The 20540-nt window shown below is 64.1% G+C and carries 23 protein-coding genes and 3 pseudogenes; 16 read left to right on the forward strand and 10 right to left on the reverse strand.

Annotation, left to right across the window (positions count from 1 at the left end; translation table 11 throughout):
* The 7 genes and pseudogenes from AC3WMR_RS04910 to AC3WMR_RS04940 form a co-directional block, all read left to right on the forward strand.
* Nucleotides 1-426 (forward strand): AHH domain-containing protein (locus AC3WMR_RS04910; protein ID WP_492263938.1); only part of this gene is annotated, 426 nt, incomplete at its 5' end.
* An 8-nt stretch (nucleotides 427-434) separates the two neighbouring features.
* Nucleotides 435-1124, forward strand: a complete 690-nt coding sequence (locus tag AC3WMR_RS04915; RefSeq protein ID WP_492263937.1) for an Imm43 family immunity protein — start codon at nucleotides 435-437, stop codon at nucleotides 1122-1124.
* Between the two features lie 305 nt (nucleotides 1125-1429).
* On the forward strand, nucleotides 1430-1852 hold the full coding sequence (locus AC3WMR_RS04920) for an RHS domain-containing protein (protein WP_492263936.1): 423 nt from the start codon (nucleotides 1430-1432) through the stop codon (nucleotides 1850-1852).
* Nucleotides 1853-2080: 228 nt separating this feature from the next.
* Nucleotides 2081-2431, forward strand: a complete 351-nt coding sequence (locus tag AC3WMR_RS04925; protein WP_492263935.1) for a hypothetical protein — start codon at nucleotides 2081-2083, stop codon at nucleotides 2429-2431.
* Between the two features lie 546 nt (nucleotides 2432-2977).
* Nucleotides 2978-3402: pseudogene (locus AC3WMR_RS04930) on the forward strand (RHS repeat-associated core domain-containing protein); the annotation flags it as partial.
* A gap of 78 nt (nucleotides 3403-3480) precedes the next feature.
* Nucleotides 3481-3687, forward strand: a pseudogene (locus AC3WMR_RS04935) (hypothetical protein); the annotation flags it as partial.
* Nucleotides 3684-4139, forward strand: coding sequence for a DUF4304 domain-containing protein (locus AC3WMR_RS04940; RefSeq protein WP_492263934.1), 456 nt, complete (start codon nucleotides 3684-3686; stop codon nucleotides 4137-4139). The pseudogene AC3WMR_RS04935 and the gene AC3WMR_RS04940, both read left to right, overlap by 4 nt.
* A gap of 35 nt (nucleotides 4140-4174) precedes the next feature.
* Here the strand turns inward: AC3WMR_RS04940 and AC3WMR_RS04945 are convergent, their stop codons facing one another.
* Both AC3WMR_RS04945 and AC3WMR_RS04950 read right to left on the reverse strand, forming a co-directional pair.
* Nucleotides 4175-4330, reverse strand: coding sequence for a SymE family type I addiction module toxin (locus AC3WMR_RS04945; RefSeq protein ID WP_492281562.1), 156 nt, complete (start codon nucleotides 4328-4330; stop codon nucleotides 4175-4177).
* Between the two features lie 193 nt (nucleotides 4331-4523).
* A pseudogene (locus tag AC3WMR_RS04950) lies at nucleotides 4524-4934 on the reverse strand (integrase core domain-containing protein); the annotation flags it as partial.
* Nucleotides 4935-5162: 228 nt separating this feature from the next.
* On the opposite strand from AC3WMR_RS04950, the gene AC3WMR_RS04955 reads away from it, so the two are divergent.
* The 7 genes from AC3WMR_RS04955 (at nucleotide 5163) to AC3WMR_RS04985 (ending at nucleotide 11350) form a co-directional block, all read left to right on the forward strand.
* Nucleotides 5163-5951: an SDR family oxidoreductase gene (locus tag AC3WMR_RS04955; protein ID WP_492263933.1), complete on the forward strand. Its 789-nt coding sequence runs from the start codon at nucleotides 5163-5165 to the stop codon at nucleotides 5949-5951.
* 104 nt (nucleotides 5952-6055) lie between these two features.
* Nucleotides 6056-7297 (forward strand): styrene monooxygenase/indole monooxygenase family protein, encoded by a 1242-nt coding sequence (locus AC3WMR_RS04960; RefSeq protein WP_492263932.1) that lies wholly within the window; start codon nucleotides 6056-6058, stop codon nucleotides 7295-7297.
* Nucleotides 7297-7806 carry a flavin reductase family protein gene (locus AC3WMR_RS04965; protein WP_492263955.1) on the forward strand — a complete coding sequence of 170 codons (510 nt, stop codon included), beginning with the start codon at nucleotides 7297-7299 and terminating at the stop codon, nucleotides 7804-7806. Before AC3WMR_RS04960 ends, AC3WMR_RS04965 begins: the two co-directional genes overlap by 1 nt.
* Before the next feature lie 85 nt (nucleotides 7807-7891).
* Nucleotides 7892-9520, forward strand: a complete 1629-nt coding sequence (locus AC3WMR_RS04970) for a phytoene desaturase family protein (RefSeq protein ID WP_492263931.1) — start codon at nucleotides 7892-7894, stop codon at nucleotides 9518-9520.
* Nucleotides 9517-10410: a SphA family protein gene (locus AC3WMR_RS04975; RefSeq protein WP_492263930.1), complete on the forward strand. Its 894-nt coding sequence runs from the start codon at nucleotides 9517-9519 to the stop codon at nucleotides 10408-10410. The genes AC3WMR_RS04970 and AC3WMR_RS04975 overlap by 4 nt, the downstream gene beginning before the upstream one ends.
* Nucleotides 10411-10539: 129 nt before the next feature.
* Nucleotides 10540-10914, forward strand: a complete 375-nt coding sequence (locus tag AC3WMR_RS04980; RefSeq protein WP_492263929.1) for a glutaredoxin family protein — start codon at nucleotides 10540-10542, stop codon at nucleotides 10912-10914.
* Between the two features lie 13 nt (nucleotides 10915-10927).
* Nucleotides 10928-11350, forward strand: a complete 423-nt coding sequence (locus AC3WMR_RS04985) for a hypothetical protein (RefSeq protein WP_492263928.1) — start codon at nucleotides 10928-10930, stop codon at nucleotides 11348-11350.
* 67 nt (nucleotides 11351-11417) lie between these two features.
* Here AC3WMR_RS04985 and AC3WMR_RS04990 read toward each other — a convergent pair whose 3' ends face one another.
* Complete coding sequence (locus AC3WMR_RS04990; protein WP_492263954.1) at nucleotides 11418-12389, reverse strand: AraC family transcriptional regulator; 972 nt, start codon at nucleotides 12387-12389, stop codon at nucleotides 11418-11420.
* A 549-nt stretch (nucleotides 12390-12938) separates the two neighbouring features.
* Nucleotides 12939-13802 (reverse strand): pirin family protein, encoded by an 864-nt coding sequence (locus AC3WMR_RS04995; RefSeq protein WP_492263927.1) that lies wholly within the window; start codon nucleotides 13800-13802, stop codon nucleotides 12939-12941.
* 156 nt (nucleotides 13803-13958) lie between these two features.
* Here AC3WMR_RS04995 and AC3WMR_RS05000 point away from each other — a divergent pair, with 156 nt between their 5' ends.
* Entirely contained in the window at nucleotides 13959-14504 is a 546-nt protein-coding gene (locus AC3WMR_RS05000) for a DNA-deoxyinosine glycosylase (RefSeq protein WP_492263926.1), read from the forward strand.
* Between the two features lie 102 nt (nucleotides 14505-14606).
* On the opposite strand, the gene AC3WMR_RS05005 is transcribed toward AC3WMR_RS05000, so the two are convergent.
* The 5 genes from AC3WMR_RS05005 to AC3WMR_RS05025 form a co-directional block, all read right to left on the reverse strand.
* Nucleotides 14607-15257, reverse strand: coding sequence for a DUF799 domain-containing protein (locus tag AC3WMR_RS05005; protein WP_492263925.1), 651 nt, complete (start codon nucleotides 15255-15257; stop codon nucleotides 14607-14609).
* 2 nt (nucleotides 15258-15259) lie between these two features.
* Entirely contained in the window at nucleotides 15260-15736 is a 477-nt protein-coding gene (locus tag AC3WMR_RS05010; RefSeq protein WP_492263924.1) for a DUF4810 domain-containing protein, read from the reverse strand.
* A gap of 10 nt (nucleotides 15737-15746) precedes the next feature.
* Nucleotides 15747-16424, reverse strand: coding sequence for a CsgG/HfaB family protein (locus tag AC3WMR_RS05015; RefSeq protein ID WP_492263923.1), 678 nt, complete (start codon nucleotides 16422-16424; stop codon nucleotides 15747-15749).
* 482 nt (nucleotides 16425-16906) lie between these two features.
* Nucleotides 16907-17761, reverse strand: a complete 855-nt coding sequence (locus AC3WMR_RS05020) for a beta-keto acid cleavage family enzyme (protein ID WP_492263922.1) — start codon at nucleotides 17759-17761, stop codon at nucleotides 16907-16909.
* Nucleotides 17758-18720 carry a 3-hydroxyacyl-CoA dehydrogenase family protein gene (locus AC3WMR_RS05025; RefSeq protein WP_492263921.1) on the reverse strand — a complete coding sequence of 321 codons (963 nt, stop codon included), beginning with the start codon at nucleotides 18718-18720 and terminating at the stop codon, nucleotides 17758-17760. Before AC3WMR_RS05025 ends, AC3WMR_RS05020 begins: the two co-directional genes overlap by 4 nt.
* A 136-nt stretch (nucleotides 18721-18856) precedes the next feature.
* On the opposite strand from AC3WMR_RS05025, the gene AC3WMR_RS05030 reads away from it, so the two are divergent.
* Nucleotides 18857-19765, forward strand: coding sequence for a LysR family transcriptional regulator (locus AC3WMR_RS05030; protein WP_175194823.1), 909 nt, complete (start codon nucleotides 18857-18859; stop codon nucleotides 19763-19765).
* Between the two features lie 88 nt (nucleotides 19766-19853).
* Here the strand turns inward: AC3WMR_RS05030 and AC3WMR_RS05035 are convergent, their stop codons facing one another.
* Nucleotides 19854-20537 (reverse strand): GntR family transcriptional regulator, encoded by a 684-nt coding sequence (locus AC3WMR_RS05035; RefSeq protein ID WP_175217926.1) that lies wholly within the window; start codon nucleotides 20535-20537, stop codon nucleotides 19854-19856.
* Nucleotides 20538-20540: the final 3 nt, after the last annotated feature.

The raw sequence follows: 20540 nt of genomic DNA on the forward strand, positions 1-20540 counted from the left end.
TGCGCGTCAGTTTTTTACCGACCAAACCCTGCCGGTTTCTCCAACCTGAGACTGTCCACTTCGGGGGAGGAGGTCAACCCTGCCGGTTTCTCCAGCCTGAGACTGTCCACTTCGGGGGATGAGGTCAAGAAGCACCAAGCATTTTTCGACAAGATTGAAATAGGTGGGGAGAAGGATGCTAAAGAAAATGGGCTGCTCATGCCTGATAGTGCCGATAAGGCAAGGGAAATGAAACGGAAATGTCATCACTGCGGACCACATGCCGTATATTCTGCGGCAATTGATGAAAATGTGAAAGATATTGAAAATTATTTGGGTAAGGGGAAAATTAATAAAGCGGTTGCTCGCCAGAAAATATCGCAACTACAATCTACAAGTAGATTGGCGTTGATGGCACCTGGTAGTCGCCCGATTCGTATTTTCTGAGGAATATCATGAAATATTACGTATTGATAGAAAAAAAGGAGCGTGGCTGTCCTGTAGGTACTATGCAGGGTGTTGTTTTTGATAGATTTGTTGAAAATCTGAAAAAGGTAGAGTATGGGCTAAAACCCTGGTATGTCAGTCAGCCGCAGAGAGAAAATATTCTTCCCGGGGAAATGTTTTTGATTTCACGAGATAAATTGATTGCATATGACATTAGGGCTAGCGGTGCCGGACCCACATTTCATGTGGTAAGTCAAGAATTCTTGAAATTGCTAAAATATTTTTCGGTTCCTATTAAAGAAATTCAATCCTTAAATGTTGTTAACTCAAAGGCGTTGAATATTGCGGAAAAAAAATATTTCATTATAATTTTTTGCAAGAGTTTATATAAAAATATAGATAGCGTTGTTGGTGAAAATTCCATACTCACCCCAAACGAGAGCGGTGGAATTTTTTCTATTGAAAATATTAGTTTAAAAAGTGAATTGTCGAGGGATTTTTTTAAGATTAAAAATATAACTGCAGGACAAGATCCTATTTTTTGCTCGGAGAAATTTGTTAAAGAGGCAATAAAAAGAGAAGTCGTTGCCGGTGTAAGATTTGAAAATGTTAATGAGGTTGATTGGACCTCGGGGGCACCGGATAATTTTCTCAATTTTTTGACGGACGATGGGGGGCCGTTATTGTTTATTCACTAAAACATATGCCCGATACGGGTCATTTTGCAATATGTTTAATTATCTGTGCTGAGATGGTATTCACCTGACACCGGCCCCAAGCCGGTGCTTTCTCAAGCAGCCTCGGCGTACACGTCCTTCGGATCCGGCTGCTGCGTCTTGCCGACATCAAACATCTGCGCCGGCGTTCTGCCTTCAATAATCACAAGATAACGAACCAGACTACGTTTTAATTGAAAACGTAGTCTGGTTCGCTATTTGCACACAGCCAGGCGCACTACGAGGAAAGACGGGAAGCCGGGCCGCACTGGAACCGGAGCGAACGCGTGAAGCGCAACCGCGAACTGCAGTGCGGCTTCACGCTGTATGGCTGGGACGGCGACACGCTGGCGTGGGAGAGCCGGATCGCCGATGAAGAAGGGCTGGGCGCGCGCACCACGCACTACGTGTATGAGCCGGGCAGTTTTGTGCCCCTCGCGCAGGCGGTGCGCGAAGACACCCTCGCGCTGCTGGATGAACCGGTGTACGGCGACTACTACCGGCAGGATGAAGACCCGCTGTGGCTGCCGCCACCGCCTGCCCCGCCCATCGACCGCGTGGCATGGTACCAGTGCGATCACCTGGGCACGCCGCAGGAGGTCACCGATGAGAAGGGCGAGATCGCGTGGGCGGCAGAGTACCGGGCGTGGGGTGAGGCAAGGGAGGCGATACCAAAGCAACCCGGCTGGTCAAGTAGTGCCGAATTATGATCATCAAACTGCCCCGGCAATTGCTGTTCCGAGGCCAGAGCATTTACGAATTCCGACGATCAAAGGCACTTATGCTGGCACCGCTAGGGATCTGCTCGCGAAAGATATTCGCGATCTCAGGAGCCGCACCGGGGCATCAAACGACTGTTTGCGGAGCTTGATTGACCTGAACAAGCAGACGTACCCTGGTGCGTTCGCGAAGAAATAACCAACGCGTGAGCTAAGCACATGAACACAGCCGAACTACTTTCACTGATAGACGAACACGTGAAGGACGCGACGATCAATGACTTAATCGAGCTCTTCACATCTCCTCCGGGCAGGAAGCCGGAAAAATTCTTGGTGGATGTAGCCGCGTGGCGTTCGAACCTCAGCGATCACGACCGTGAGTTGTTGGATCGGGTAATCGCGGAATCCGTAAGAGCTGCACTATTTGGGTTATTTGCAGTTGTCGATGGTGCTCGCGTGGTAGATCAAACCGTCGAACGATTCGTTATCTGTGCCGAAGATCGTGACGGGCGCAGGGTTCCAATCAACGACACGGATTCGGATTTGCATAGCCACTTTGCGCCAGATTGATCGACCGCATCCGAATGGGGCAGTGAAACAGCAAGGGCTGCATAAGCGGCCCTTGCTGTTTCTAGGCGCTGAACTTCGGAAGTCGGCCAACCTGCACTTACTCATTTCTCCCTGATCGGAGAGACCAGCCGCCGAGGTCGGCGCAAATAAATTGAAAGCAGATTTTGACCGGTCAAAATTTCTGGTCTAGTGCAGGATAGGCCAGCGGGCCAATCGTGCGCACCACGCGCGCATCGCTTTTCAGTAAGCACCGAACAGCGCAGCGCGACGATCCGCCCGGACGACCACCGGGTGATCTGACTGACGTATGGCAGCGGGCACCTGCTGGCGCTGCAGCTGGACGAATAGGAACTGGCCAGCTATGAGCGCGACGACCTGCACCGCGAGGTCACGCGGTTGCTGGGCAACCGCCTGCTGCAGACGCAGCAGTGGGATGCGCTGGGGCGCCTGGGCGAGCAGGTGCTGGCGCGCGGAGCGCCCCCCGGCCCGCCGGGCCAACCGGGCCCGCCCGGGCAGACGCCCGGCGGCAACCGGCTGCTGGGCGCGCGCACCACGCACTACGTGTACGAGCCGGGCAGTTTTGTGCCCCTCGCGCAGGCGGTGCGCGAAGACCCCCTCGCGCGCCTGCCCCGCCCATCGACCACGTGGCGTGGTACCCGTGTGATCACCTGGGCACGCCGCAGGAGGTCACCGATGGAAAGGGCGAGATTGCGTGGGCGGCGGCGTGCCGCGCGTGGGGTGTGGCGAAGGAGGCGATACGGAAAGCGTCGGGCCATGCGCCCGTCACGAACCCGATCCGGTTTCAGGGGCAATGTCATGATCATGAGACCGGGCTGCATTACAACCGCTACCGGTATTACGATCCTGAAGTGGGGCGGTTCATCAGCAAGGATCCCATCGGGTATGCCGGCGGGGTGAACGTCTATCAGTACGCGCCTAATCCGGTGAGCTGGATTGATCCGTGGGGGTTGGCATGTTCCGGGACAAGTGGTGAAACTTCTGCAACTGCCAGAGGGCGGCAGGCACATAAAAATTATCGAAATGCGTTGCCTGGAACTCACGAATTTGAATTTACGCTTCCGAGCGGAAAGCGGATTGATGCCATTGATTGGAGTACTAATACAATTAGAGAGCTCAAACCAAATAATACTCGCGCTATAAGGAAAGGGAAAAATCAAGTTGCTGGCTATGTTGCAGAATTGGAAAAAATGACTGGTCAAAAATGGACTGGCATAGTGGATACATATCAACCATGAAAAAATTAGACGATTTATTTAATTTTAAGCTTGCATCTCTCGATTTCACCCTTGTAAAAGGAAGTCTGTTTTTTAAGGGGGATGAATTGACTCTGGTCTTAAATGTTCAAAAATCGAATTATGGCGATGATTATTTTATAAACATAGGCATATGGCTGAATATCATTGGCGGAGAAAATGATTTTCCAAAGGAAAATCTCTGTCATGTGAGATTTCGCCTTGACAGCTTTCTGGCTTTGCGGAATCCAGAGGTAAATTTTAGTGAAATTCTTTATATTGAAAAATCATTCTCAAAAAAAAAGGCGTCAGATGTCGCAGGAATGATTGATAGATACATTATTCCGATGATTGGTGAATTAAAGACTGTATATGCTATCAAGCGTATGTACCGATCCGGTGATCTTTCTAATGCTTTTATTATTAAAGAGGCAAGAGAGTTATTGGCGTCGTGATAGCGCAGGGCTGCATGACGCAGTCCTTTGCTCACCTATTCGGCGGTAATAACAAGCCTACCGTGCTCGACGGCAACCCTTACCCTCTGTCCTACTTTGAACCCTGCATGTTTGATCCAGCGCCCAGCGAGCTTGATCCATGGGAACTGAGGCGGTTGTTTAAAGCACCACACAGGGCTGGGTGGCTTCACCCCCGAAACTGATTTGCTACCACTACAAGGATGGTCAGCTTAGTGCTATCGAGCGTTACCAGCGTCATCCTGGTCATGCCTCCGGCGACGACCTCCACGAAGGCCCCGCGCTGGACCAGATCGCATACGACTACGACGCCCACGGCCGCCTCACCCGCGAGACCACCACGTGGTACCCCCGTAAGCACCCCTGTCAAGTAGACATTGGCTGATAGACGATCGGAGCAAGGGTTAACCGAGGCATGAAGTGCACCGGTGGGAGACCGCCCAGCGATTCGTGTGGGCGATATTCGTTGTAATCGACCAGCCATCGGTCGGTAATTGCTTGAACCTGCTCGAGATTGGCGAACAGATGTGCATCAAGAACTTCGGTGCGATAAGTGCGATTGAACCGCTCGATAAAGGCATTCTGATTGGGTTTGCCCGGTTGGATATAGCGGATCGAAATGCCTTTTGCCGCGGCCCACTCGGTAAAGGCGTCGGAGATCATTTCCGGGCCATTGTCCAGGCGTATTGCGTCGGGAAGCCCATAGCAATCGATCAAGCGGCTCAATACGCGAATCAGGCGCGCCGAAGGAATGGACACGCCCACCTCGATGGCCAGGTTCGCTACCCATTGACTAGCAGAGATTGACCCTAATCCGGCACCTCCCGTCTCCGCCTCGCCAAATCCGGATACCCACCGCGCTTGCCGGACAATCCTCCTCCCGCAAATCAACGCTTCTCAAAATCCCTGCACCCCCCGGATACCCAACGCCAAATCCGGCTAGTCCCTCCCGCGCCAGCCAAGCCACCATTCACCTCGTCATCCCGTCTTCCACGAGGTCCCGCAATGAAAGGTCTGGCTCACAAAACCGCCATCGTCACCGGCGGCGCCACGCTCATCGGCGCCGGCGTCGTTGCCGCGCTGCGCGCCTACGGCGTACGCGTCGCTGTCTTTGACATCGACACCGCCGGCGGCGAGCGCCTGGCCGCCACCGATCCCGACGGCATCCGCTTCTGGCCCCTGGACATCACCGACGACGCCCAGCTTGCCCGCGGCGTTGCCGACGCCGCCGCCCACTTCGGGCGCATCGACTTCCTGGTCAACCTGGCCGCCACCTACCTGGACGACGGCGCCGCGTCCGGCCGCGCCGACTGGCTGCGCGCCCTGGACATCAACGTCGTCAGCGCCGTCATGGCTGCGCGCGCCGTCCACCCGCACCTCGTTGTCGCAGGCGGCGGCGCCATCGTCAACTTCACCAGCATCTCGTCGCGCGTCGCCCAGACCGGCCGCTGGCTCTATCCCGTGTCCAAGGCCGCCATGCTGCAAGTCACCCGCAGCCTGGCCATGGACTATGCCGGCGACAAGATCCGCGTCAATTCCGTGTCGCCCGGCTGGACCTGGTCTCGCGTCATGGACGAGATCACCGGCGGTGACCGCGCCAAGACCGACCGCGTGGCCGCCGACTATCACCTGCTGGGCCGCGTGGGCGATCCCGCCGAAGTCGCCGAGGTCGTGGCCTTTCTGCTGTCCGACCACGCCAGCGTCGTTACCGGGGCCGACTACGCCGCCGACGGCGGCTATTCCGCCATGGGCCCCGAACAGGCCCGTCCCGCCATCCCGCGCCTGGCCGAATAAGGCGCGATCGACCCCCATCCCGCGCCAGGCCAAGCCGGGCGCACCCGACCCCATGCAACGGTCCGCCACCGCGACGGACCCGCACCCAAACAGGAGAACACCCCATGCGTCGAATCGCCATCGTCGGAGGAGGGCAGGCCGGTCTGCCCCTGGCCCTGGGCCTGCTGGACAAAGGCTACGAGGTCACCGTGGTCACCAATCGCGAACCGGACAACATCCGCCAGGGCAAGGTCATGTCCAGCCAGTGCATGTTCGATGCCTCGCTGCAAATCGAACGTGACCTGGGCCTGAACCAATGGGAAGCCCAGTGCCCGCCCGTCGAAGGCATCGGCCTGGCCGTGCCGCATCCCGAACGCCCTGGCCACAAGCTGATCGACTGGGCCGCGCGCCTGGACAAGCCGGCGCAGGCGGTGGACCAGCGCATCAAGATGCCCGCCTGGATGGAATTGTTTGCGGCCCGCGGCGGCCGCCTGCTGATTCAGGACGGCGGCGTGGCCGAGCTGGAAATCCTGGCCGCCTCGCACGACCTGGTGCTGTTGGCCGCCGGCAAGGGCGACGTGGTCAAGCTGTTCGAGCGCGATGTCGCCCGCTCGCGCTTTGACAAACCGCAGCGCGCCCTGGCGCTGACCTATGTGTTCGGCATGAAGCCGGCGCCAGAATTCTCGCGGGTGGCCTTCAACCTGATACCCGGCGTGGGCGAATACTTCGTGTTCCCCGCGCTGACCACCGGCGGCCCCTGCGAAATCATGGTGTTCGAAGGCATTCCCGGCGGTCCCATGGATTGCTGGCGCGACATCAAGACCCCGCAGGAACACCTGCTGCAAAGCCTGAACATCCTGCACACCTTCCTGCCGTGGGAGGCCGAGCGCTGCGGGTCGGTGGAACTGACCGACGCCAACGGCATCCTGGCCGGCAGTTTCGCGCCCACCGTGCGCAAGCCGGTGATGACGCTGCCGTCGGGCCGGCTGGTGTTCGGTCTGGGCGATGCCGTGGTCACCAACGATCCGATCACGGGCCAGGGCTCGAACAACGCCACCAAGGCCTGCGCCGTCTACCTGGACGCGATCCTGGCGCACGGCGATGGCGAATTCACGGCGCAGTGGATGCAGCAGACCTTCGAGCGCTTCTGGGACTACGCCAGCGCGGTGGTCGACTGGACCAATTCGATGCTGCTGCCACCGCCGCCGCACCTCTTGCAGTTGCTGCAGGCCGCCGGGGATGCGCCCGATCTGGCCCACGCCGTGGCCAATGGCTTCAACCATCCGCCCAGTTTCTTTCCGTGGTGGAGCGATCCGGCGGCGTGCGAGGCTTTCATCGCCGCCAAGTCGCCGCGGGCGGCTGCGTGATGGCGGCCCTGGACTGGGGCAGCACCGACCTGCACCCCAAGGTCCTGCGTGGCGTGCTGGGCAGCTATCCGACCGGCGTGGCCATCGTGGCCACGCGCTGCGCCGACGGCCGCAAGGTTGGGCTGACCATCAATTCGTTCGCGTCCCTGTCGCTGGACCCGCCGCTGGTGCTGTGGAGCCTGGTGAACCGCTCGCCCAACCTGGCGGCGTTTCGCGATTGCCGCCACTTCACCATCAGCGTGCTGGCCTGCGGCCAGGAGGCGCTGGCGCGGCGCTTTGCCGACCCGGCGGTGCCGGACAAGTTCGACGGCACCGCGTTGCACGAGGTGCCCGAGGGCGTGCCGGCAATTGCCGGCGCCGTGGCCACGCTGGTCTGCGCCAACGACCAGCAAAGTCCGGCGGGCGACCACCTGCTGCTGTTCGGCCGGGTGCTGCGCGTGGCCAGCCAGGCGGCCACGCCGCTGGTGTTCCACGCGGGGCGGTTCACCGAACTGCTGCAACCGGATTGACGTAACCGGATCCATGCGGACCGGCCCGCCGCGCTGGCGAACCCAACCTGCGTCCCAGGCTTGACGCAACCGACCTGATCCCATCATGACTCACTCTTGTACGTCCGACGCCCAGATCATCGTGGTGGGCAGCGGCATGAATTCGCTGGTGTGCGCCGCTTTGCTGGCGCAGCGCGGCAAATCGGTGCTGGTGCTCGAGCGCAACGACCGCCTGGGCGGCTGCATTCGCACCGAGGAACTGTTCCCGGGCTATCACCACGACGTGCTGTCCAGCTGGTACCCGCTGTTTGTTGGCAGCCCGGCGTATGCCGCGCTTAAGCCCGCCTTGCAGGCCGCCGGCCTGGAGTTCGCGCAGTGCGGCTACACCACGGGCCTGGCGCTGCCGGACGGCAGCGGCATCGCCTTGAAGCAGGACATCGAAGACAGCGTGCGGCGCCTGGAGGCCTGGGCTCCGGGTGACGGCCAGGCGTTCGGCGCCATGGCGCAGCGCCTGTTCGGCCAGGACGCGGCGCTGACCTTCGGGCTGCTGGGCCAGAATCCCTACGGCGCCGGCATGCTCAAGCTGCTGTTCAAGGAATGGCGCCGGCGCGGGTTGGACGGGCTGCTGGGCTTTGCCGCCGATTCCCTGGAGAGCTTTCGCCGCTGGTCCGAGCGTGAGCTGCAGTCCGATGGCGCCCGCGCCCTGATCGCGCCCTGGGTGCTGCACACCGGCCTGGGCCCGGACGATGCCTGTTCGGCGCTGATCGGCAAGCTGACCTTCGCCGCGGTGGTGGCGGGCGGCATGCCGGTGGTCAAGGGCGGCAGCCAAGGCGTTGTGGATGCGCTGGCCAAGGTGATCGAACAGCACGGCGGCCGGCTGCAGACCCAAACCACGGTCGAACGCGTGCTGACCCAGGGCGAAGGCCGCCGTCGCCGCGCGGTGGGCGTGCGGGCCGCAGGCCGCGAGTTTCGCGCGACCGAGGCGGTGGTGTGCAACGTCGTGCCCGGCCAGCTGTACGGCACATTGTTGCCGGACGCGCCCGAACCCGTGCGCCAGCGCGCCGCCGGCTATCGCCATGGCCGCGGCGGCATGCAGATCCATTTCGCGCTGAACGCGCCGCCCGATTGGCGGACGCCGGAACTGCGCCACGTGCCGCTGGTGCACCTGACCGACAGCATGGAACAGGTCTGTGCGTCGGTCACCGAGGCCAACAACGGCCTGCTGCCCGCGCGGCCCACGCTGGCCATCGGCCAGCCCACGGCGGTGGACCCGTCGCGTGCGCCGGACGGCGGCTGGATCCTGTGGGTGCAGATGCAGGAACTGCCGGTGCGGATCAAGGGCGATGCCGCCGGCCTGATCGCGCCGCCTGCCGATGGCCGCTGGACCGAGGCGCTGCGCGAAGCCATGGCCGACCGCGTCCAGGCGCGCCTGGAACAGGTCATGCCGGGCCTGGCGCCCCGCATCGTCGGCCGCCGCAGCTATAGCCCGGCCGACCTGGAATCGCTCAATTGCAACCTGGTGGGCGGCGATCCGTACGCGGGCGTGTGCTCGCCCGACCAGTTCTTCTGGCTGCGGCCTTTTGCCGGCGGCCACGGCGCGCGCGGCCATTGCACGCCGCTGCGCAATCTTTTCCACATCGGCGCCGCCACCCATCCGGGCCCCGGACTGGGTGGCGGTTCCGGCTATCTCGTCGCGCAACATCTCGCGCCCCGCGGGGGCAGGAGCGGAACATGAAGAGACACCTGACACGCCGGCTGGCTTGCGCCGCGGCATTGGCGCTGGCAAGCACCGCGGCGCAAGCCACGGAAGGCGGCGGCTTGGGCATCTATCCGGACGGCCTGGAGAACTTCATGTCGGGCGCGCTGCCGCCGCCCGGCGTGCACATGCTGATCTACGGCGGTGGCGCGCGCTACGACAAGCTGCGCGGCAACGACGGCGAGCGCCTGCCGGTGCCGGACTTCAAGGTCGACGTCAACGTGCTGGCCCCGCGCCTGATCTGGGTGACGCCGCAGCAGGTACTGGGCGGCCAACTGGCTTTCCATGCCATCGCGCCGCTGCTGGACGTGACCTTCAAGGCGGGCGGCCAGCGCTATCGCAGCACGGGCCTGGGCGACATGACGCTGGGCGTGGCGCTGGGTTATCACCTGTCCGAATCGCTGCACTACGTGGTCGGGCTGGACATGTACGCGCCCACCGGCGAATACAGCCGCAACGATCCGTCCAGCCTGGGCAAGAACTACTGGACCGCGCAGCCGGTGTTCGCGCTCAGCCGCATCAGTCCGGATGGTTTCAATGCCGACCTGAAGCTGATGTACGACTTCAACTTCCGCAATTCCGCCACCGACACGCGTTCGGGCCAGGCCATCCACGCCGACTACGCGGTGGGTTGGGGCGTGGGCAAGGGCTGGGTGCTGGGCGTGGGCGGCCATGCCTTCCAGCAGGTCACCGACGACAACGGCCCCAACAGCGCCGCCGGCCGCGCCCGCGCCTTTGGCGTCGGCCCGTCGGTGCGCTACATGAACGATCGGGGCTGGCTGTTCACCGCCAAATGGCAGCAGGAATTCCAGGTCAAGAACCGGCCGGAAGGCCAGCAGCTCTACATCAAGCTGGCCATTCCGTTCTAGGACAGCGTGCGGCGGGTCCGCCCGGCAGCGGGCCCGCCGCGGGGAAGGGGGCGGCGGGACGGGGCGTAACCCGCCTGTCGCCGCGAATGGGCTAGACTCAAGGCCTCTCTTCGTTTCAAGTTGCCATCCATGATTGTGAAAGCCCTGCGTGTCGGTGTGGGTCAACTGATCGTCCTGGGCGACGCGCTTACCCGCCCGCGCCCGCAACAGCGTTCGGCGCAAGGCCAGGCCGCCGTCAACAGCGAAGCGGCCGCGCTGTCGCTCTACCAATTCCATGCTTGCCCGTTCTGCGTCAAGACGCGGCGCGCCATCCACCGCTTGAACGTGCCCGTCGCGCTGCGCGATGCCAAGGGCGATCCCCAGGCGCGCGCCGAATTGCAGGCCGGCGGCGGCAAGGTCAAGGTGCCATGCCTGCGCATCGAGGAGGCAGGCGGCACGCGCTGGATGTACGAGTCCAACGACATCATTGCCTACCTTGAACAGCGCTACGCCAACGTGGCCTGACCAGGCTGCCGCCATGCCACGCGCCGCCCGCCGCCTGGCCCTGGCCGCATGCGTGGCCGTGGCGCTGGCGGGCTGCGATTCGTCGCTGCCACCGCCGCCCGCCGGGTCCAGGTATACGGCTGAAACCCTGGCCACCCAGGAAACCCCGGAAGCACTCCAGTTCAAGGGCACGCTGGCGGGCAAGCCCATCCACCTGCTCATGCATGAATGCAAGGTCTACAAGGTAGACCCGGCAGAGGGCGACAACGTGGCCTGGACGCTGGTGCTGGAAGGCGACTTCTACCCGCTGCCCACGATCTGCGTGCGCCAGGAGCTGACGGTGGGCAAGGGCTTCATCAAGGCCTTCATTGGCCGTCAGGCGTTTGGCGCAGGCGGCTGCTGCACGGGCACGCCGGAATACCGCTCGACCGACGGGCTGACCTGGAAGCCGCGCTAGCCCTCGGTGATCGTTTGAGCGAAAGGTCCCGCGCGTCCTGTCGATCTTGCCTCGTCCGACGAATTCGTCAGCCGTGGCGGCGCAGGCTCTGGCTGGGGCTTTCGCCGTAGCGCGCCTTGTAGCCCGTGCTGAAACGGCCCAGGTGCGCGAAGCCCCAGCGCAGCGCCACGCCGGCGATGTTCTGGCATTCGCCCGACAACAGTTCGGCGCGCGCGCGTTCCATGCGCAGGTCGCGCAGGTAATGCATCGGGCTGACGCCCAGGAATTCCTTGAAGCCGGCATACAGGCTGCGCACGCTGACCCCCGCGATGCGTGCCAGCTGTTCGGCGCTGACCGGTTCGTGCGCATGCGCCTGCAGGTAGTCCTGCACGCAGCGCACGTGGCGCGGCAGCACCGCGGCGCGGCGGCTGGCCGGCGTGTTGCTGTAGTTGTGGGGCAGGGCGGACAGCAGCGTCGCGGCCACCAGCTGTTCCATCTGGTGCACGATCAGCTTGTGCTCGGCCAGGTCGCCGTGCTGCGACGAGCAGTCCAGCAGATACGCCATCAGGCAACGCCAGGCCGGGCACTCGCGCCAGCGAAAGCCCAGCTGGAAGCGCAGCGGCCGGTCCAGCGTGACGCCCAGGTGGCCCACCAGCGTGCGTTCCAGCAGCGAACGGCCGATGCGCAGCATGAACTGGTCGTTGTCGTCGGCCCAGCGCATCGCCAGGTCGTCGTCGGGGCTGACCACCGAGGCCACGTCGGGCGTCGAATCCACCCGTTGCGGGCCGCTTTCGATGGTGGCCGTGCCCGATAGCGGCATCTGCACCAGGAAGAAATCTTCAAGCGGCCCCGGCCGGATCTCGACATCCGCGCCATAGCGCAGCCGGTTCAGCGACACCTCGCCCAGCGGCTGGTGATGCATGCGGGCATCGAGCCGTTGCCGCGGCCCCACCACGCCCAGCAGATGCGGCCGCATCACTCGGCCCACCATCGACCGCGCTTCGTCCAGATCGCCCGACGCGAACAGCTGCTGCGCCGGCATCGCCAATACCGCATCCATCCGCCAGGCGGCGGATCGGGCGTCTGGCGCGGACGGACAGGCTTTTTCAGGCCGGGTTGGGCTGCGCTCGGCATTGCTGCGATAGGTGGGGCTTGCCACGGCCGGGCCACGCTCGGCCGACCGCGGCTCGACGGACGCCCATGACGTGCCGGCATCGGACTGCATCGTGTTCAGCATCGCCGGGATTTCCTCGCTCGTGTCCAGGTGTCCGGTCTGTCGCTGCCGGGTCCCAGGCCCGTCGCGCCGCTTGCGGCGTGGGCCTTTTGATGGCCCCAATAGTAAAGCGGTGTCGGCCCTGCTGACCTGCTGGAAAACCCGTCCTGGAGGCGGAAAAACTATCCGCTTTTCGCAGCGCCTATCCGCGGACTGCGCAAAACCGGTGGGGGCGAGACAGGCGTCAGGCCGGATGCGGCGACGGCGTCAGGTATTGCGGCGCAACAATAAGCGCGGCCACCTGCGCAATGCAGGGCCGCGCTGCTTTGCGTTGCCGTGGGGATCGGCTGGCGGGCAGGAGCGCCGATTCGGCCCCCGCCCGCCGGGTCACGTGCCTTAGTGCATCTGCCCGTACTTGCCGGCGTTGAAGTCCTGGATCGCTTCGACGATTTCGGCCTGCGAATTCATCACGAACGGTCCATAACCCACCACCGGCTCGTCGATCGGCTCGCCGCTCAGCACGAGGAACACGGCGTCGTTGTTGGCTTCGACCGTGATCGATTCACCGTCGCGGCCGAACAGCGTCAGCTGCGCTTCGCGCGCCACCGATTCGCCGTTCACCAGCACCGTGCCGCGCAGCATCACCAGCATGCTGTTGCGGCCCGCGGGAATTGCGAACGTCGCCGACTTGCCGGCGGCCAGGCGCACGTCCCACACGTCGATCGGCGTGAAGGTGCGAGCAGGCCCCGCCTGGCCCGCGAAACTGCCGGCGATGACGCGCAGCGATCCTGCATCGTCAGGCAGCGACACCACCGGAATATCCGCGTTCAGCAGGCTTTGATAGCCGGCCGGGGCCTTCTTGTCCTTGGCCGGCAGGTTCACCCACAGCTGCACCATTTCCAGCTCCCCGCCCTGGCGCGTGAAGGCGGGCGAATGGAATTCCTCGTGCAGGATGCCCGATGCCGCCGTCATCCATTGCACGTCGCCCGGCCCGATCACGCCACCGTTGCCGGTGGAATCGCGATGCTCGACCTCGCCGCTGTACACGATCGTCACCGTCTCGAACCCGCGGTGCGGATGCTGGCCCACCCCGCGCGGCTGCGTGGCCGGCGCGAATTGCGCCGGGCCCGCGTAGTCCAGCAGCAGGAAGGGGCTGACATCCTTGCCCTTGTCCCCATAGGAAAACATCGAACGCACCGGAAAGCCGTCGCCCACCCAGTGAGGACGCGGGCTGGCATGCACACCCAGAATCTTCTTCATGATCGTCATTCCTGTTGCGCGGCCCCTTTGGGGCCGTTCGTCATACCTACCAAGATAAGGGCGACAGGCTTGTTTCGGTAGGCCTCGGTATTGATAAGCACTGTTCCATCAACAGGACACTGGGCGCGTTCCTGTCGGCTCACGTATCCTTGCGCCATGTCTTCACCCGCCGCTCCTTCGCGGGCCAAGCCCGCCGACCACGTCCAAGGCTTTGCCCCTGTCGCCGCCGCCGACGCCCGCATCCTGGTCCTGGGCTCGATGCCCGGCATCGCCTCGCTCAAGCAAGCCCGTTACTACGCCCATCCGCGCAACGCCTTCTGGCCCATCGCGGGCGCGGTCCTGGGCTTTGATCCCGTCCAGGACTACCCCGAACGCCTGGCGGCCTTGCAACGCGCCCGCATCGCGCTCTGGGACGTGCTGCAAGCCTGCGAGCGCCCCGGCAGCCTGGACGCGGCCATTCGGCCGGACACCCTGGTCGCCAATGATTTCGCCGCCTTCCTGGCAGAGCATCCTCACGTGGTGCGCGTTTGCTTCAATGGCGGCAAGGCGGCGGCGCTTTACCGTCGGCATGTGCTGCCCGGGCTGGATGCCGGGCGGCCCTTGCAATATGTCGACCTGCCTTCCACCAGCCCGGCGCACGCGGCCGCCAGATTCGAAGAAAAGCTTGCCGCCTGGCGCAAGGCGTTGACCCTGTCGGCGTGATCGGGCAGAACGATCGTCCGTGACGGGGATGTCGTGCACGCCCCCTGGAAGCGCCAAGCGCCGCATGAATGCGGCGCTCGGTGCAAAGCAAGGGGCGGGAAGTTACTGCGTGGCGTAGCGCGGTGAGCGCGGGCCGTACAGAATGCCGCCGGGCGTGCCGGCGCTGAGCAGCGAGTTGTTGGTCATGCCCGCCACGCCGTAGCTGCGGTCGGACAAGGTATTGACGACCTGGTCGACCACCGCTTGCACCAGCATGCCGATCAGGCCGCCGCCGCTGTTGCTGCTGCCCTGGGACAGGGTCCGCGTGCCGTCCCACAGCTTGGCGCCGTTGCGCAAGTCCACCAGCGCGGCGTCGATGGAGACCGTCACGTTGCTGGATACGACCTGGTAGCTGGCGCCGTACTGTTTGACGGTCAGATAGAGCGCGGCGTCTGCGCCGAAGATTTCCCGCAGCCGCGAGGCAGGCAGCTCATGGATGTCTTCCGCGGTGGTCAGGCCGTTCTGGCGGAAGGTTTCCTCCATCACGCCCACCGGCACCACGTAGTAGCCGGATTCGGCCAACGGCAGGGTGGCCTGCGACAACACCGCCGCCGTGGCGGCCGCGTCCACCGACGAGTTCAGCGGTGGCAGCACCAGGATGGATACCGGCTTGCTTTCACGGAACGCGGTGTAGTCCACGTTACGCTGCGGCCCGGCGCAACCGGCGAGTAGCGCGACCGCGGCCAGGAGGGTGATACGCAAGGATTTCATCATGATCAACCTCCGGGTTTGCGCGTGGTAGGCGCGATGGGTTCGACGGATCCTGCGCCACCATTGGCAGCGGCCGTGCTGGCCGGGGCCGCGACGACGGGCTTGTTGGCGTTGCGCATCAGGAAATCCATGAACGGAGCGGCCTCGGGAAAGGCGGTCTTCTCGCCTTCGAACTGTTCGATGCCTTTGCTTTCGTCGCCCATCTTCAGGTACAGCATGCCCAGGTGCGCGCGGAATCCCGGCGGCAGCGTGGCATTGGTGGCGCGGGCCTTTTCGATGTTCTGTTCCAACGCCTGCGCCTGCACGGTGTAGTCGGCGCCGTCTTCTTTCAGATACTTGTAGACGGTGGGTTGGTAGGCATCCCAGCTGTACATCGACTTGGATGGCTGGGCGCAGGCGCCCAGCAGGCCCGCCAATGCGGCGATCGTCAGTGTACGCAAGGCGCGCGTCGTCCGGCGCGGTTGCGCCATGGTGGTTTGCATGCCGTTCCCCTTAGTTGCCGGCCGGCGCCCAGGCGCCTTGCTCGATGCCTTCGACCAGGCGGTCCACGGCTTCGCGGATGGCCAGATCCAGGACCTTGCCGTTCAGCGTGGAGTCGTAGCCTGCCGTGCCGCCGAAGCCGACCACCTCGCGGTTGGACAGGCTGTACTCGCCGGCGCCCGAGGCGGAATAGACGACTTCGGACGTGGTGACGTCCACCACGTTCAGGTCGACCTTGGCATAGGCGACCTGTTCCTTGCCGCGGCCCAGGATGCCGAACAGCTGTTGGTCGCCGGTGACCTTGCGGCCGAAGGCGGTGACGTCGCCCGTGACGACGTAGCGTGCGCCCTTGATGCGGTTGGCCTGCTTGTTGAACGAGGCTTCCTGGGCGATTTCGGACAGATTCTCGCGATCCATGACCTGGAAGCGGCCCGTGCGTTGCAGGTGACTGACCAGGACGGTCTTGGCCTGGCCGCCCAAGCGATCCACGCCATCGGAGAACACGCCGCGCAGGTAGTTCGTGCGATTGTCGAACTTGCCCACGGAGATCGGGCTGCGCACGCCCTGGTATGCCTTGGTCGCCGCCGCTGTGGTTGGCACCACGAGGGACTGGGAGCGCTCGGTCGCGCATCCCGCTATTGCCGCCGACACCAGCGTCAGCGCCCCTATTTTCACCAGCTTATTCAACATCGGTTCTCCAGTTGATGCTTCCCCCGAGCGGGGAGTCTTTACGACCAAGAAACGGTACGAAAACGGCTTGCAGGAATGCGATCAAAGGATGACGCAAACTGCATTAGTTGTACTAATTTGTCATAATTTTACAACGATTTGTCTCAAGATACTGGGGACGGACTTAGGATGGGAGGAGAGGAAACGCACCAATCAGCGGCAACTCTAGGGCACGCCAAGGCTTCCGAGAATTAGAACTATCTGAAAAATAGTGCCCGTGTGCCAGTGCAGGGGGAGGGGCGTGGATGTGGCTTGCCGAGGGGGGGGGCGGACTTCAGGGGCCGGATCCGCCAGCGCCAGCGCGGCGGCGGCGCACGGATTGCCCAGGTGGCCGTACAACAGGGCCGCGGCCAGCGGCAGGGCCCCGCTCAGCAGGCCGCCGGCGGGGCCCCGGGCGGCCCAAGAACACAGCACCAGGCAAGCAAACAAAAACCAACAGAGGCTTAAGCAATCGCCCCATAGATGGCCCGAGCCTGCGCCGCATCCGCCACAGGCCGCCCCAACGCGCGCGCGCCTTCAACCGCCTGCCGAACCAGATCGGCATTCCCCGCCGCCACCGACCCATCCCGCAACTTCAGATTATTCTCAAACCCCACTCGCATATGCCCCCCGAACGCCGCCGCCGTCGTCACGCAAGCATTCTCCTCGGCCCCAAACGCGCAAATCGCCCAAGGCAGCGAATGATCGTAAGCCGCCAGAAACGGCAGCAGATCGTAAGCCGATGACGTCTGCCCCACGCTATAGCGCCCCAGCACGAACAGCACCGACCAGGCCCCCGGCGGCACCAGCCCCCGCGCCCGCAACGACAGCCAGCGCCGCACATCTCCTTCGTCATACAGAATGATCTGCGCCATGATCCGGCGCTCTGCCACCCACGCCAGGAACGCCGCCAGCTCCGCCTCCGGGATCTCCGGCACGGCGATCTCCCGCAGTCCCATCGACACCGCTTCCGGCTGCAACTCGCGTACCAATGCGATCTGCTCCGCCGCCTTGTATACCCCCGCCGCCTCGCTCGTCACCTGCACCAGCAGCTCGCGGCCCACGGCGCGGTCCACTGCCGCCAGCGCCTCGCGGTACGCGTGCGCATCCAGCAGATGGCTGCCGTCCGGCTTGCGCACGTGCATGTGCATCATCGCCGCGCCCGCGTCCAGGCAGGCGCGCGCCTCCAACGCCAGCGCGTCCGGCGTCATCGGCACTGCCGGATGGTCCGCGGCCTTCTTGTACGCCCCGTTCGGCGCCACCGTCACGATCACCGGCGACTCGGCCAGCGCCGCGCGGGCAAACGTAGCCGCGCTCATGGCTGGATCTCCGGCAGTTCCGGCGCAATCAGGTCCAGCCCCGCACGCAGCAGCCGGTCGTAGCGCGCGCGTTCGGCCGCGATCGTTTCCGGCGTCCAGGTATAGAACCCTTCACCTGCTTTCATCCCGTAGCGTCCGTCCGCCGCGCGCTCCGCCAGGCATTGCGCCGGATGGTCATCGTTGCAGAACGTGGGATACATCGTCGCACCCGCCGCCGCGTGCACATCGATGCCCGCATGGTCGCGCTGCATGACCGGGCCGGCGGCCAGGAAACGGAAGCCAAACCCGAAACGCACCGCCGCGTCCACGTCTTCCGGCGACGCAATACCGCGGTCGATCAGATTGAATGCCTCGCGCGACAGCGCGTGCTGCAAGCGGTTGGCCAGGAAGCCTGGCAGATCCTGGCGCACCTTGACCGGCACGCTGCCGCAGCGGCGCATGAACGCGATCAGCGCATCCGCGCGGGCCTCGTCGCTGGCCTCGCCCATCACCACTTCCACCAGCGGCACCAGGTGCGCCGGCATGAAAAAGTGCAGGCCCAGCATGCGTTCGCGCGTCATCAACCCCTGGCTGATCGCGCTGATCGGGAAGCTGGAGCTATTGCTTGCCAGCACCGTATCCGGCCGCGCGCGCCGCACCAGGTCGGCGAACAGCGCCTGCTTGATGTCCAGCCGCTCGGGCACGCACTCGATCACCAGGTCCACGCTGGCCCAGTCCACCGCGTCCAGGCTGGGCGCAGTGCCCAGCAGCGGCGCGTTGGCCTCGCGGCCGATGGTCTTGAGGTTTTCCGCCACGCGGGCGGGCAGCGCGGCGGCGCGTACGGCGTCCGGCTCGATCACTGTCGTGCGGCACGCGGCGCGCGTCAGCACCACCGCCACGTCGGCGCCCATCGTGCCGCCGCCCACCACCACCGCATGCGCCGCGCCCGGATTGGGCAGGGCCTTCGCGTCCGTCTGCATGGTTCGCTCCTTATTCTGAAACCGCTGCTGCATCAGTATTGGGCGCCGAGTGTAGAGAAGCTTGTTTGATTGATGAATCAGATTTTTTGGATAGAATGATCGATAAAGCAGATCAATAATCAAGGCCGCCGACAGCATGCAGATCAATCTTTCGATGCGCGATATCGACACCACCCTGGTGCTCGGGCGCACGCTCAACTTTCGCCAGGCGGCCGCGCAGTTGCACCTGTCGCAATCGGCCCTGTCCACCCAGGTCCAGCGCATCGAGGAATCGCTGGGCGTCAAGCTGTTCGACCGCACCACGCGCACCGTGCGGCTGACGGCCGCAGGCGAAGTCTTCATGCAGCAGGCCGCGGCGTTGCAGGTGGCGTTTCGTGATGCCATCGCCGCCGTCAGCGGCATCGCCAGCGCCGAGCACGGCCAGGTGTCGGTCGCCGCGCTGCCGTCGCTGGCCGCACGGCTGTTGCCGCGCGTGCTGATGGCCTACCGTCAGGCCCACCCGCAGGTGGCGCTGAAAGTGCGCGACACGCTGTCCGGCCCCGCCTTCGACCTGGTACGGGCCGGCGAGGTGGACTTTGCCCTGACCGCCGCCGACCCGCAGCACGCCGACCTGCACTACGTGCCGTTGATGTCCGACAGTTTCATCCTGCTGATTCCCCAGGCGCACCCGCTGGCCAAATCGCGCGGGCCTTTGCGCTGGGCCGACACGGCGTCTGCCGCGCACGTGTCCATGGTGCATCCCAGCAGCGTGCGCCAGTACACCGAATGGGCCTTTCTGCAGAACCGCATCCGCTTCACCCCGGCCTTCGAGGCCGAGCACCTGACCACCATCGTCGCGATGGTGGAATGCGGCTTTGGCGTGGCGGCGCTGCCCGAGATTGCGGCGGGGGCGGTGGCGCAGAACGGCATCGTGCAGCGGCCGCTGATCGGGCCGGTGGCCGAACGGTCGATCGGCTTGGTCACGGCGCGCAATCGCAGCCTGCCGCCAGCGGCCGCCGCGCTGGTGGCAACGCTGAGGGAATACCTGGCGGACCCGGCGCGCTGACGGCAGGCGGGAAACCGCGGCGGGAGCGGGGCACAGTGCAGGGCGCCAGGCCATGAGGGCCCGCCTCAGGCGCCGCACCTCTCGCGCCTCAGGCCCCGCGCCGGGCCTGCTCCGACGCCAGATAGGCGTCACGCGAGGGCAGCAGGTGGTCCCGGCACACCGCCATCAGCGTGTCGCGATCGCCATCGCGCAGCGCATGGATCATGGCCCAGTGTTCCTGGCGGGCGCGTTCGCGGTAGTTGGCCGCGGCCAGCGAGCCGAAGCGGATCGGGTGGGTGCGGCGGGCGTATTCCTCGATGGCCTGGCCCAGCACGGCATTGTCCAGCAAGCCGAAGAATTCGCGATGAAAGCGCTGGTTGCTGCGAAACACGCGGCGCGCGTCGCCATCGGCCACCGCCGCGTCGTGTTCGCGCTGCACCGCGGTCAGCGCCGCCAGCCGCGCCGGGGGCACGGGCAGCGGCATGAGGCTGGCGGCATGCACTTCAAGCACCTCGCGCAGCGCGTACAGCTCCATCACCTCGTTCACCGAAAACGCCCGCACCACCGCGCCCACGTTGCGCTTGCGTTCCACCACGCCCAGCAGTTCCAGGTCGACCAGCACCTGCCGCACCGCATGGCGCTTCATGCCGAAGCGCGCCATCAGTTCGTCTTCCGTCAGCCGTTCGCGCGGATGCAGCCGGCCGAAGACGATGTCTTCTTCCAGTGCCGCCACCGCTTGCGAGACGGCGTCGGGCGCTTGCGGTTGCAGGGCGTCGGGGGTGATGGCGTTCATGGT

The sequence above is a fragment of the Achromobacter sp. FW305-C-28 genome (assembly GCF_058783235.1).